The sequence below is a fragment of the Paenibacillus sp. UMB4589-SE434 genome, from assembly GCF_030226685.1.
GTDB lineage: Bacteria > Bacillota > Bacilli > Paenibacillales > Paenibacillaceae > Paenibacillus_B.
Map to the genome: position 1 here is coordinate 1085896 of NZ_JASOYK010000001.1, position 13020 is coordinate 1098915.

The window sequence follows — 13020 nt, forward strand, 5'->3', positions numbered from 1 at the left end:
TCTATTCAACTCCGTCCTCAGAATTATTTGTTGTACATTCAATCAGTGTGATATTATTCTGATCTAATACTTCTCTCATTTCACTGTTAACAGACTGATCTGTCACGATAATATCCACGTAATCAAAATCTAACTTAAATCTTGACTTTGCCGCGAATTTCGTATGATCCACAACAAGGATCACTTGATCCGATTGCTTGGCCATTTCCTTCTTCACTCGAACATCATCTTCATAGGGATAATAGAGTCCGTCTGGCTGAATGGACGTTGCCCCAATGTACGCCTTATCTGCACGAATTTCACTAATTTTATCGATAACAGAGGGACCATATAATAGTCGGTTCTGGGCATGCAGATAGCCGCCAAGTACATAAATGTTCAAATCATCTCGTTTGGAGAGAATGCTTACATTATCAATTGAATGTGTAACGGCGGTAATCTGCTTCGCTTGAATATGTTCCGCGACAAATTGGACAGTTGTCGATACGTCCAAAAATACCGTCTCATGATCGTGAATCAGCTTAGCCCCAAGCTGACCGATAGCGTTCTTGCTGGTGGATTCTTCAATGAGACGTTCCTGATAGGAAGAGAGCTCCTTCTGAAGACTGGGAAGAGCTACCCCGCCATGCGTCCGAACAACGACACCTTCTTGAACCAGTTTGACAATATCTCTGCGCGCTGTGTCTCTGGATACTTGAAAAATCGAGCATATTTCGCCAACACTCATCGATTGATGTTGCTTTAAGTAATCAAGAATGTTTAATAATCTTTCTTCTTGAAACAAACGGGGTGCACTCCTTTGATAATGATTTTATACTTTAACATAAGTATATATAAGTACATTGAATATTACAATAAGCATTTATAAGTATTTATCGTGATTAACTACACTCTAGAACCTAGAATCCACTTACATTATAAGATCTATTGCTGAATTACTTCCAACCAGTATGTAACGCCTTTGTGCTGCCCTTATTCAGACAGGCAACGGCAAATAACCTCAGCAGCTTCCAGCCGCCGAGGTTATTTATTGAGTTATACGTTAGAACCTAGATGCGGTTTGTTAATACACGGGAACCGGATTAGCAGGCACTTTGATATCCGCATGTACTGTGCTTGTACTGACCTGAACCGGCTCCGAATTATTTCGAACTCCAGCTGCCTTTATGACAAAATGATAGCTTTTGTTTGGATCAACGTTATTTAATGTATACTTATATTCGGTTTGACCTGCAACAACTGGAATATATACGCTCCAATTTTTGTTCACCTTGTCATCCTGCTCATAAATTCTGAATCCTCTGACAGGCTCTGTGACAACCGAAGGGGAATTCCATGAAATAACGGCTTTGCCACCACTCTCGATTTTGACTTTAGCTTGCTCTACCTTAGCAGGCTTATCGTCTGTTCGCTTGATGCTGTACTCGTCGTATTTCTTTACGCTCTCCCCTTTTGCCGCCGTATATGACGTAAATTTGAGAAGTTCATTAGTGATCGAGACATCGGTGAACATTTTTTTGAACGGCTGAGCATTAATAACAGCAAAATAATCATTATACCCTGGGTATTTCTCATAAAATTTTCCCCCTACAGAGTTTGTCATCAGATACACGGTACCCTGAGGATTGACTACATTACCTTGGGGATCTTTAATTACGTTTTTAATAGGCTTATCGTTCAGCATTTGATAAGATCTCATATACATATGATCATGTGCTTCGAACACAATATCTATGCCCATCTCATCGAATACAGGTATCAAGTACTTCTTATAAAATTGGATGCGGCTATCTTCCCACTGCCCCGCATTGTCGCCTGAGGAATACGGACCTTTATGAAAGGATACGAATTTCCACTTCTTATCGGATTTTGCAACTTGATTCCTCATCCAATCCAACTGGGCATTGAATTCAGGATCCACCCAATCCAGTTCACCTTTTTTATTGAGTGCTCCCTCGAACTGGGAGTTAAATTGCATAAAGAGCGCATCCCCATATTCAAAAGCATAAACAGAACCCTCATGAGTGCCTGTAACTACGCTTTTTGGCAAATTAAAATGGTTGTAAAAATTATTGTTATCTGTCGTTTCATCCCCGTCATAGTCTTTGACTTCATGTCCGCCAAGCACGGGAACAAAAGGAACACGAGCAAATTCATACTGCGGAACGCCTAGAAACCATTGCCATTGGGATTCCAAATCGCCGTTATCCACCAAGTCCCCGGTTAAAATAAAGAACTTCGGATCGCCAATATGATCAATCGCCTTGCGGAATGTATCTTGCCACAGCTCAAATGTAGATTTGCTGGAGCCCTGCGAGTCGGAGCCTACAACAAAGCGGAAATCCGCATTATTCACTTGATCGGTAGTAAAAGAACCAATAGGGCCCCATCCATCTGCATCTCCGTTGCCAGCACGGTATTTGTATGCCGTACCCGGCTTGAGCTGATTTGCAATGACCTTATGGCTTGCAAATTTCTCCTTTTTCTTAGCTGATCGATCACCTTTCACCATGAAAGTCTCAATAATAGTGGAACTTCCGGTATACACAGTCGTTTTAGCTTCTGGGAATACATCATTCACTACTTCTGCGGCTTCAACAACCTGCAGCTTTGTTCCTGATACGTTTTTTGGTGTGTACCATGCAAATGCCAGACTAGTTTTGGGATCTCCGTTGAATGTCATATTTAACAATTGGGGAATTTTCTGAGAATTTACTGTTTTGCGCTCGCCGCTGACCACAACATCTCTTATTCTGCTCGAGCCCGTATTTCCTATCGAGTCACTTCCTGATACTCGTGCATTTGAGTTCACAAGCCAGCGAATATATAATCGATTTTGATCATTGGCTTCGTTTGGAAGCAGAGCATCTACTAATGATCCTGTAGCATTGTAGTCAGTTCCTAGTAGAAGCGTACCTTTGTTTACGTCTTTCCAATTAGTTAAATCTGTGCTTATTTGGACCTTGAAATCTCTTGGTCCTGAGGAAGAGGATTTCTGTTGTGAAGATAAAGTGATATTTTCCAGGCCTTTTGTTGAGAGGGTTGCAATCCATGCTTTTTTGTCTTTACCATTATCCCAACCTTGATAACGAATGCTTTTTTCGCTTTCTTCAAAAGTAAAGCCCTGTCTGGTACTTCCCCCAACCTCTTGTACGATCGACGAGGAATCTTTATAAAGGCCTGATGAAGCATTAAACACCCCGGGGTCATTTTTAATGCTCGTAAAATCCCATTTTGCTGCAATTTCAGTACTTGCCACCACTGTCTGTTCTTCCACCTCGTCAGCAAAAGCCAAATTGGTGAATAACAACATAAACATGACTAACATAGCAACTGCTCGATAACATTTCTTTTGCAAAGCACGATTAACCTGCATTTCATACCCTCTTTTCTCATAAAATATAAATCTTTATCCAAAGAGATGGTAACACACTATTATGTTATGCCTAAGTTATTTACTTAAACTATAAATTTTAAGTTAAAAAACTTGATTTTATGGCTCTTATTCGATTTCTATTATGTTGAAAATCGAATTTCCTGCACTACGAGACATAATTTAAATTGATTCAATAATACCCTCGATTTCATTTTGAATATCTACACTCGACTCAGCTTGTTATTCTGCATAGATGGAGTGGATGTTTCCTTCTGGATCGGCAAAAAAAGCGGCTGTATGTCCCCAAGGCATGAGCGTAGGCTCTTTAATTGCAGTGCCGCCATTTGAAATGATTTTCTCATAGGCTAATTGGACCTGTTCAGGCGAATCACATGGGAAGCATAGTTCCAAAGCTTGTCCCCTATGCGCTTCGGAATAAGAGTGATGGCCATTCGTATTGGCCCCCATTAATTGTTTGGAGCAAATGGACAGGCGAACGCCACTATTTTCAAACTCCACGTACTCTTCAGAGTCGACAATAGTTGGGAATCCAAGCACATCCCGATAAAATCGAGTCATTCGGGGAACGTCATTCGTTAACAACGTAAGTACGGTTACTTGAGGTTTCATATATAAAACTTCCTTTCCGGATTTTTTTAGACATGAAGCTAGATTACGGAATATCAGTCTTTAACCTGTATTGAGATCCTCTAGGAACTATTTGTAGCCCCCTACAGTCGAAAGCAATCTATTGCTAGTATGTCATCACGTTATAGGACACTTAAATTTCATTAGTTTGCTAACTACCACATACTAAAGCTAACCTTGGTTATTAATGTTCAATATTGTAGCAAGATCAAGTATTGTACTCTCTATCCTTTCAACTATTTATTCTTCTGCTTTGCAACTTGCATACCGCCGATGATAAGCATGATAACCCCAATTACTGCTAGAATAATCCGAACTAAGAATGGACTCAATGAAAACAGAGTTTCACCTTGCCAGTGCAATCCGAACAACCTTTCATTCAGGCCCACAATCGCCAATAATGGCTTAAGAAACAAACTCAGCGCTAATAATACTATCCCCCAAATAATCTTGCTATTCATTGAGTCATAACCTCTTTTCCAATTCAGATAAATGAAGATTAGTTCGCAATAAAACGACCTATCATTGCCTTATTAGAATTTTATCCGATAATGTTATTATTCGGATACTTATCAATTCTCGTGCAATACTTGAAGAATGTCGACCTAGCTGAAGCCCAATTTTGCGGCAGTACCAACCCAATCAATGCAGCACTTCTAGTTGTCCTCGTTCAATTATGTAAAGCTCATGGTGGGTTCTCCTGTAAATGATGGTTGTGTGGTAACTTCCATTTTACACGACTCCATCCATAGGCTTCTTTGTGATTTTAGCTGTCGCACTTCATATTACAAGTTCGTCATAAAATAAAATTTTTATGTGATTTGGTGTACAATATACATAGAATTATTTTATAGATTAGCTGGAGGTGATCATATGAATTTACTTAATATCTCATTTGTGATATTGATAATAGTAGGATTATTATTCGCCGCTTATGGTTTACATAAAAAATCTCAATTATCAATATTCTTTGGTGGGATGGCTTTCTTAGCACCAGTTTTTCATTTCATTGGTTGGACTCCTGTTTTACCTTTCGTTGCTCCGATTGCATTGGTAATTTCATATTTTGGGATGAAAAAGGTAAACCCGCTTAGACAGACTCTTTAAAGGGTCTTTTTTTATGCACACCTTAACACTTCAACTGTTCTATAATTTGACTTCTGACACGATGAAATAAGCATTTGCTCTACTCGTTTTATCAAACGCTAAGTATAACCAACGAAACCAATAAGGCCGTTATCCAAATATTTTGTAACAACCCCTTAAGGTTCCCAAACCTAAACATTCCCTCCACTATATTTTACTGTTAGGTTCCGTAGCTGCTATTTTCTGTAGGCTCAATACTTAAATTACTAGGGAGATTGTGCAACCCCCATTTGCACATAGCCTCCAGAATTGGCATCAAAGTTCTGCCCCTTGGAGTTAAAGAATATTCCACCTTAGGAGGTGTTTGCCGGTATTCTCTCCGGTTGATAATATTGTTTTCTTCTAGCTCCTTCAACTGGGAACTCAGGACCTTGTGAGTAATGTATGGAATGCACCGCTTGAGCTCACCGTAGCGTATAACCTCTTGGTTGATTAGTTGATACATGATTTTCATTTTCCATTTGCCGCCAATCATGGTTAAAGTATAGTCAAACGGAGTCAGGCTATTTTGTTTTTCCGTAGATTCGGTCTGTTTCATCATCTCATTGGGTTCCCTTCCCTTAAAGTAAGTACACACTTTAAAGTGCATACTATTTTTTTTGAGAATATGTGTTAGTATGAGTTCCAAGTGCAAGCAGAACTTCTCTCTGGTTAACAGTTTAAACCGAAACTGCCACCGCAAAAAGTAATGAAAGGATAATAATTATGCCAAGCTATGATGCAATCGAGTTTAATATGAGCGATTTAAGTGAGCATGAAATGTATAAATTGATGATCGGTTCAGTTGTACCGAGACCCATTGCGTGGGTTTCGTCCAAAAGCAAAGAAGGCGTATTAAATTTGGCACCCTTTAGTTTTTTTACTGTTGCTTCCCGTAACCCACCAACACTGCTGATTTCCATCGGCCCGGGCGTAGGCGAACGAGACGGTACGGTCAAGGATACACTGACCAATATTCGTGAGCTCGGAGAGTATGTTATTAATATGGTTTCCGAGCCACTAGGCGAAGCGATGCAGCGTTCCTCCGCTAATGTAGCACCTTCAAAGAATGAGTTTGAACTTGCAGGAGTCACGCCCAAGCCCTGTAAGTGTGTGAATGTACCAGCTGTACTTGAAGCCCCGATCGCTTTCGAGCTAAAACTCGATCGAATTATACCCGTCGGCGGAGATCATCTAGTTCTTGGAATCATAGAGCATGTGCAAATGGACCCCGCTTCGTATGCAGGAAATTTTAAAACAGCAGTGGATAAATGGAAGCCATTGGCAAGCTTAGCCGGTGACTATGCCGGACTGACAACTACATTTTCACTTATACATGTAGCTGATAAAAATATTTAGCGGAGCAGATGTCATCTCCGTCATGACAAATCTTTCTCCATTCCAATTTTCTCAATGTTTATGTCAAGACCAACTCTTTCAAGGATACTTTTCCCTTCAAGAACACCGAATTGAAGAACCGGCCATTAGCCGATTTCACTACGCGTGTCCACAGATCAGGTTGTTTTCACTTATCGTAATCATATCGTATAAATGCGGGTTTCGCGAGATAGCACGAGCTGGCTGTATTCCATTCACCATACCTCTAAACGAGGAGAGGAAAGATGGATGTGTTATTTAAAAACAAAAAAAGAGTAGCAATCGCTTCATGCATAACAGCAATAACTCTTTTGGGAGCCGCAATTCCCGTAAGTGCAGCGGATACGCCAAGCAATACTATACCAACTGTTTCTTATGGAAATACTACTTCGACAGAGATACGCCTCTACCAGTAGTTGTTGTTCCAAACACATGGAATCAATTTGCTTAAGATTTTCGTTATGATTCTTGGGATAAGGATACATTTGTAGCATTGAATGCATCCGCTGGTGTGTCTCTTGCAACTACTTGTACCTCTCAATACACGATTAGTGGAAGTACTGAATATAACTTCGCATTAATAGCTAAGGCTACTATAAGTGGTAATTGGGGGCAAAGCTGGGGGAAAACCCTCTACTGTAACTTACAATGCAGAAAAGGGATTCACTTATGAGCTTTGGAGCGCTAATAAAATCAAAAGAACATATTAGTCGTATCCTCGAGAGGGTAAAACAGGACTGGCTGCGCAGAGCAACGGCAGTGATGGAACTTATAAATGGTTCTTCCGATATAAATAGATGATATAATAACCGTTGATAGAACAATCAACGGTTATTATATCATCCATTAAGGAGTGGTATAAATATTCGAATTTAGAAAAAGTCACGTAACAGTCATTTTATTTATTTTTATAGTAATTATGAGCAGCTGCAGTTCAAAAAATGATACAATTCCCACTAAAGTTGACTCATCTAATATTTCTCAATCACAGCTAGATAAAAATGATGCTGATTTAGTACCCAAACTAGAACGTAATAATAAAAATCAAGTTTCTTATCTCTTTTTTAATGAAGCGGATGTGACTAAAACTATTTTTTTATCCTTCTATGCCAATTACGATAGACGGACAATAGCTAAGGTGGAGCTTTTACAAGACAATAAAACAGTAGTGAGTAATGTTAAACTTCATGATAAAAAGATCACGAATAATGGAAAATTCACAATTTCACTATCTAAATATATCCCGCAATTTAATAAAATTAAATTTTTTGACGAAAATGATGCTCTTATTTTTACACTTCAAACAGGTCAATACTTTCTCGAAAAAATAAATATTAATAATAAAAATAATGAAGATTCATGGTTTTTAGATTCCTACTACACCTTAGAAGATGCTGGTAGATTCAAAATAAATGCGAAGATCAAGAAAAAAGGGCAAAACAAGTACAGCTATAAAATATTATTACCAAAAAAAATAAAAGATCAAAATATTTTGAAGCAAGAAGACAAATCGTCAATTAAAGATAATAATTTTAGTTTTAATTACGAAAGCCAAATTGACTTAAAACAATTTGGAAATTATGAAAGCATATCTTATGATATGTCTGTTATTCAAAGTGATATTTATGGAGGTCAGTCCTTAATAATGTCTGTGAATATTCCTTTATCAAAAACTAATATAATTAACAATTAAAATACGGAATATGATTTTTAGACCCATTCTAGTGGCTTCCAAGTAAACCACCTGATGTTCTTACGTTTATGATTTATCCTTGTGCCTAAATCAATTATGAAACTAGCTTGTCCCCTCGCCTATTAAGTTTTTTGTAGACTACTATTTGATTATCAAAAACATTATGGGACTGCCTTGACGGCCTCTATTTCAGTGGTCACGAAAAAAAGATGGAGCATTATCAGCGGACATTCCTATACAGAACGTCCGCTGATAATGCCTTTCTTTATAGCCTCCAAAAGGTCAAAAGAGGGGTTAAACTTTCTTAATCGCTTTGAAATCTCTAAAAAGCTAATTTAGCATATACAGCATACCAAGTCACTTACAAGCTTGAGATACACTTCCTCCGCCATGAATTAACTTCATCAAGATAATTTCCTAATTTCCATCCTTCATCTTCTTTTACCTTAGATCACTGGATCAAGCAAGCAACTCTGATCATGGGACGAAAGTGAGTGTCATCAAGAGAAACCGTAACAAACACTTAGTATCAGCAATTAATCACTTGTCGAGAACCCAACACACTTAGATTCATCGTTTTTCTCTGCCAGATTACGGCAACGTCCGTATTCTTCTGGTGAGGTAGTAATTAAGCAAGAAAGAAAAAAGTGGCCGTGATTCTCGAGACTGTATGATGTATTTTCTTTTTCTCTAATAATTCATTTATACTTATGTTTTGATCCAAAAACTAATAATAAAAAAGCAGCACGGGACATAGCTGCCCAGAACTGCTGCTCATTTTCTTCTACACTTAAAACTTTATGAAGGTAACCGTAAATTTGGTATAGGCATATCTTTCACTTTCCACCTTAATCAAAGCTTGATGCGCTTCGATAATGGATTTGGCTAATGCCAAGCCAATTCCTACCGATTCATGCTTTTTAGAACCGCTTGCTTTATAGAATCTCTCAAAAATATGCGGCAATTCCTCAGCAGCAATTCCTTCCCCAAAGTCTTGAATCACCAACTCCGTATAAATTGGTGTATCTTCGATTGTAATCTTGATCTTATCGCCGGGATCGGAGTGCTCAATCGCATTCTTCAGCAGGTTCAATAATGCTTCTTGCATCCATAGTTTATCGTGTGCAACGACTACTTCCTTCGGGCCATTCCAGTCAATCAATATATTCCGATCAGTAATCATGTTCTCCAAGCGATCTATAGCATCCTCAACGGACTCAACCAAATTGGCCGGTTCTTTCTCAAATGAAATGGCTCTTGCATCGATTTTCGCTACCTTCAACAAATTTTGAATCAAGAGATGCATTCTAGAGATTTGCACATCGTTATTTTGCAGCAGCTGAACTTGCTGCTGGCGCGGCAAGCTTTCATTCAGCATCATCTCATTGTAGATGGATATCGTAGAAAGCGGCGTTTTTAATTGATGGGATATATCCTGCAGCATTTGTACTAAAAATTCTCTCTCTTCACGCAAATCCTGCATGCTTTTTCGAATAATATCTTTCATCGAACGAAAGGAAACCACCAGCTTAGCGAGATCCCCTTCTTTGTTTTCATTGATGACAACTGAATAATCCCCATCGATGATTTTTTTGGCTGCCGAGGTAAGCTGTCTAATTTTCTGGAAAATCATCTTATACTGCATGTAGCTTGCCAGAATCAGTACACATCCGAAACAAACCAATCCCCAATACATAAACTGATTATGGCTAGCGATATGGTTATTTAATAGAGGAAAAAGCTGCGACTCCAGTCCCTCATATAATCCATACTGCCTTAAGATCTCTCTCCCTTTTTCCTGATGCGGAATTGAATCAGAGGAATGGCTTGTTAAGACTTTCATAATTTCCGCTTCATTCTCAGGGTTTTGTTCGACCAATCTTGCGGTGATTTCCCCCCAAGTTGTAATGGAATCGCTTTTCAATTGATTGTTGAACAGTTGTTGGGTAATCAATTGATAAACGGTAAATAACGTTAACAGAACGGCCAATATCGCTATGTAGCCTTTCAACTCGGTATTTTTCATCATCTTACTCTCTGCTCACATCCTTATTCCAGCGATAGCCCAATCCTCTTTGCGTGACGATAAACTGCGGATTTTGGGGATCATCTTCAACCTTGTCTCTTAAACGCCTAATGTATACAGATAACGTATTTTCATCAAAAAAAACTTCATCTCCGTCCGTCATATTTAGCAGGAGTTCATCTCGTTTCAATGCTTTGTGGGCGTTCATCATGAAAGCTAGGAGAAGCTTATATTCTGAATTCGTTACTGGAACGCTCTCTTGATTTTTGTACACCTTGACTAGGTTCATATCGATTTTAATATTTTCAGATGTAAGGATCATCGAAGTAGTTTTCAGCAGCGCTTGCTTGCGTAATTGCACTTTCACTCTGGACATCAGTTCCTTCACGCGAAAAGGCTTCGTGATATAATCATCCCCTCCTATATCCAGTCCCATGACCACATTTGCTTCTTCATCCAGGGCGGTTAAGAATACAACCGATGTATCGCTATGTTTTTTGAAATGCACACATAAATCATAGCCATTTCCATCTGGAAGGCCAATATCTAGAATAATTAAATCAAAAGTATGATGATCATACTGATGCTTCGCTTCTTTGACACTAGAGGCTCTAATTACCTCATACCCCTCATTTTTCAATGAAAATTCGATGGCTAGCCCAAGAGCTTCATCATCTTCAACCAGCAATATGTTACTCAACGTGTGGCCCCCTTCTCCTCTTTCAATTTCGGCCATAGGCCAACAAATCAGAATAGCCTGACTATACACATAGCCAGGCCCTCGTTATTATTCTTCCCTGATCACATCAATAATATTATCTTTTTGGATTTTGCGCAGCGGAATCAGAACAGATACATAACTGATGATCAAAGCGGCAGCAAACGTAATGACACAAGCTATATAAGGAATCGTCCACTCAAGCTTCAAGACACCAGAAGCTGCCACATATATTATATAGGAAAGTATACATCCGAAAAAGATCCCTTGTAAGCTCCCAGACACACCGTATATCAATGCTTCATAGATAATCATTTTTTTCAAACCTTTTTGTGACATACCAATTGATTTTAACGCAGCCAGTTCTTTACGTCTGATGATGATGCTGATCGTAATCGTATTGATGATATTAACACTGCCAATCAGAGAAATAACCGCAATAAAACCATATACGAGCACTTTAATCACAAGCTCTGATTCTTTCCTTATTTTATTCTCGTCCAGATAATTAACGATTGTAATCGAGTACTTGGTTCCAACGGTCTGCTGGATGTCCGCAACTGCCGCGCTAGATTGATCCACATCCTTTAAGTTGATTCGAAAACTAGCGTCCTGTTGGCTAACTTCAGATACATTACTAAGCAACTTCAACTGTTCTAAAATGGCATGACGGTCTTGGGAAGAATCATGATGATCTTGTTGCAGGTAGATGGTTAGATCCGATTTCGTGGACTCTTTGTTCACATATTTGGATGCAAATGCGATATTCATGATCGATGAGAACGTAATAAACAAAACACTACTTATAATGATCGATAAGATCGTAATGTTATATCGATTTTTATTTCTTTTTACATTTTTCATGGCCAGGCTCAATGGAAAAGATATCGGCTTTTTCAGCACGGTATTTTTTTGTTTTTTGATCGATTCTTTCCTTATGGATAATCTACTGCTGATTGCCAGCAGGGGAGATATTCTGCCTGCAAAGAAAGCCGGATAATAACTGGATGCTAATACAGCTGCCAGCGTAATGATCGAACTGATCAATACGATTTGCCAATCAATGTGAAAGAACGAGACACTTGCACCGTCTTCTAATAAAATGAAGAAAATAAACTGCAGAGCTGCAAGAGCTAATATGCTGCATACAATTCCAATCGGAATCGCGATAACAGCCAGCACAGCAGCCTCCCTCATGACAATGTGTCGAATCTGCTTGCGCGTAGCGCCGATGCTTCGGAGCAGCCCGAACTGTTTCATCCGCTCAACGACGCTGATTTGAAAGGCGTTATAGATGACGACAGCTGTCGCGACCACGACTATACTGATGACGATGACGAGCATGGCCAAAATAGAGCGATTCGACTGTGGCTTCAACACTCGTATCAATTCTTCATTGATAACAATATTTTCATTACCAGTAAGTAATTTGATTTCATCCAAAACTTCGTTAAAGTTCGCTGTCTGGTTGATTTCGAATAATATCCGACCTTCCCCAATGGCAAAATCACGTTTATAGGTTAATAATCGTCCAACTTTACTTTTCTGTGTAAACTCGCGATTGTCTAGTAACCCAACCAGTTTATAGGTTTCTCCATCTAATTGAAAGGATTCTCCGAGCTTAAGATCTTTATTGATATAAGGAAGCGTCCATGAATCGACCGCTGCCTCATGCTCATTGGCAGGTAGTTGGCCATCCAAAAGGCTATAAGGTAAAAATTCCAACGCACGATGATCGGCGAAATTCATTTGTACTGAAACGTCCCCAACCGGGATGTTCTTGCCCTGAGACATCAATCCATACGATGCGATTTGGGGATTATATCTGATCTTATTCAGTATCGCTTCATCGTAATTGGAGATGCCGACATGAAACGAAAATCCATTTAGCTTTTTGATGTTTTCAATTTGGGAGAGCTGTGATCCCTTCATAAACAGACCGATCGTGGATATTAACGCTACTGAGAGTACGATTCCGACTAAGGTCAAAATGGTACGCTTGATATTCCCTTTTAGATACCGGCTGCTAAGTTGTTTGTAACTGCTGATCAACTTCA

Annotated in this window: 12 protein-coding genes and 2 pseudogenes; 4 read left to right on the forward strand and 10 right to left on the reverse strand. The window is 39.1% G+C overall.

Annotated features, from left to right (window positions below; all coding sequences use genetic code 11):
• Nucleotide 1: 1 nt before the first annotated feature.
• The 5 genes and pseudogenes from QP775_RS04605 to QP775_RS25850 all read right to left on the reverse strand — a co-directional run.
• Nucleotides 2–784, reverse strand: coding sequence for a DeoR/GlpR family DNA-binding transcription regulator (locus QP775_RS04605; protein ID WP_239331224.1), 783 nt, complete (start codon nt 782–784; stop codon nt 2–4).
• Between the two features lie 279 nt (nt 785–1063).
• On the reverse strand, nt 1064–3376 hold the full coding sequence (locus tag QP775_RS04610; RefSeq protein ID WP_285103988.1) for a fibronectin type III domain-containing protein: 2313 nt from the start codon (nt 3374–3376) through the stop codon (nt 1064–1066).
• A gap of 240 nt (nt 3377–3616) precedes the next feature.
• Complete coding sequence (locus QP775_RS04615; RefSeq protein WP_239331230.1) at nt 3617–4006, reverse strand: VOC family protein; 390 nt, start codon at nt 4004–4006, stop codon at nt 3617–3619.
• A 254-nt stretch (nt 4007–4260) separates the two neighbouring features.
• Nucleotides 4261–4485: a hypothetical protein gene (locus tag QP775_RS04620; protein ID WP_285103991.1), complete on the reverse strand. Its 225-nt coding sequence runs from the start codon at nt 4483–4485 to the stop codon at nt 4261–4263.
• Between the two features lie 112 nt (nt 4486–4597).
• A pseudogene (locus QP775_RS25850) lies at nt 4598–4732 on the reverse strand (IS30 family transposase); the annotation flags it as partial.
• A 165-nt stretch (nt 4733–4897) separates the two neighbouring features.
• On the opposite strand from QP775_RS25850, the gene QP775_RS04625 reads away from it, so the two are divergent.
• Nucleotides 4898–5131 (forward strand): hypothetical protein, encoded by a 234-nt coding sequence (locus QP775_RS04625; RefSeq protein ID WP_239331236.1) that lies wholly within the window; start codon nt 4898–4900, stop codon nt 5129–5131.
• 11 nt (nt 5132–5142) lie between these two features.
• On the opposite strand, the pseudogene QP775_RS04630 reads toward QP775_RS04625, so the two are convergent.
• Nucleotides 5143–5286: pseudogene (locus QP775_RS04630) on the reverse strand (IS1595 family transposase); the annotation flags it as partial.
• 44 nt (nt 5287–5330) lie between these two features.
• Nucleotides 5331–5711: a winged helix-turn-helix transcriptional regulator gene (locus QP775_RS04635; protein WP_285103994.1), complete on the reverse strand. Its 381-nt coding sequence runs from the start codon at nt 5709–5711 to the stop codon at nt 5331–5333.
• Nucleotides 5712–5875: 164 nt separating this feature from the next.
• Between QP775_RS04635 and QP775_RS04640 the strand changes: the two genes are divergently transcribed.
• The 3 genes from QP775_RS04640 (at nt 5876) to QP775_RS04650 (ending at nt 8219) form a co-directional block, all read left to right on the forward strand.
• Nucleotides 5876–6508, forward strand: a complete 633-nt coding sequence (locus QP775_RS04640; protein ID WP_285103996.1) for a flavin reductase family protein — start codon at nt 5876–5878, stop codon at nt 6506–6508.
• A gap of 263 nt (nt 6509–6771) precedes the next feature.
• Complete coding sequence (locus QP775_RS04645; protein ID WP_285103998.1) at nt 6772–6942, forward strand: hypothetical protein; 171 nt, start codon at nt 6772–6774, stop codon at nt 6940–6942.
• Between the two features lie 503 nt (nt 6943–7445).
• A complete protein-coding gene (locus tag QP775_RS04650) occupies nt 7446–8219 on the forward strand; it encodes a hypothetical protein (protein WP_285104000.1) in 774 nt (257 codons plus the stop codon).
• Nucleotides 8220–9009: 790 nt separating this feature from the next.
• Here QP775_RS04650 and QP775_RS04655 read toward each other — a convergent pair.
• The 3 genes from QP775_RS04655 to QP775_RS04665 all read right to left on the reverse strand — a co-directional run bounded on the left by QP775_RS04655 (nt 9010) and on the right by QP775_RS04665 (nt 13015).
• Nucleotides 9010–10245, reverse strand: a complete 1236-nt coding sequence (locus QP775_RS04655) for a HAMP domain-containing sensor histidine kinase (RefSeq protein ID WP_285105703.1) — start codon at nt 10243–10245, stop codon at nt 9010–9012.
• Nucleotides 10246–10249: 4 nt separating this feature from the next.
• Nucleotides 10250–10945 carry a response regulator transcription factor gene (locus tag QP775_RS04660; protein WP_285104002.1) on the reverse strand — a complete coding sequence of 232 codons (696 nt, stop codon included), beginning with the start codon at nt 10943–10945 and terminating at the stop codon, nt 10250–10252.
• Nucleotides 10946–11032: 87 nt separating this feature from the next.
• Nucleotides 11033–13015, reverse strand: coding sequence for an ABC transporter permease (locus QP775_RS04665; RefSeq protein ID WP_285104004.1), 1983 nt, complete (start codon nt 13013–13015; stop codon nt 11033–11035).
• Nucleotides 13016–13020: the final 5 nt, after the last annotated feature.

Excerpts from the sequence above, each read along its gene's own strand:
- QP775_RS04610 (WP_285103988.1), bottom strand. The coding sequence starts at position 3,376 with ATGCAGGTTAATCGTGCTTTGCAAAAGAAATGTTATCGAGCAGTTGCT.
- QP775_RS04615 (WP_239331230.1), bottom strand. The coding sequence starts at position 4,006 with ATGAAACCTCAAGTAACCGTACTTACGTTGTTAACGAATGACGTTCCC.
- QP775_RS04620 (WP_285103991.1), bottom strand. The coding sequence starts at position 4,485 with ATGAATAGCAAGATTATTTGGGGGATAGTATTATTAGCGCTGAGTTTG.
- QP775_RS04625 (WP_239331236.1), top strand. The coding sequence starts at position 4,898 with ATGAATTTACTTAATATCTCATTTGTGATATTGATAATAGTAGGATTA.
- QP775_RS04635 (WP_285103994.1), bottom strand. The coding sequence starts at position 5,711 with ATGATGAAACAGACCGAATCTACGGAAAAACAAAATAGCCTGACTCCG.
- QP775_RS04640 (WP_285103996.1), top strand. The coding sequence starts at position 5,876 with ATGCCAAGCTATGATGCAATCGAGTTTAATATGAGCGATTTAAGTGAG.
- QP775_RS04645 (WP_285103998.1), top strand. The coding sequence starts at position 6,772 with ATGGATGTGTTATTTAAAAACAAAAAAAGAGTAGCAATCGCTTCATGC.
- QP775_RS04650 (WP_285104000.1), top strand. The coding sequence starts at position 7,446 with ATGAGCAGCTGCAGTTCAAAAAATGATACAATTCCCACTAAAGTTGAC.
- QP775_RS04655 (WP_285105703.1), bottom strand. The coding sequence starts at position 10,245 with ATGAAAAATACCGAGTTGAAAGGCTACATAGCGATATTGGCCGTTCTG.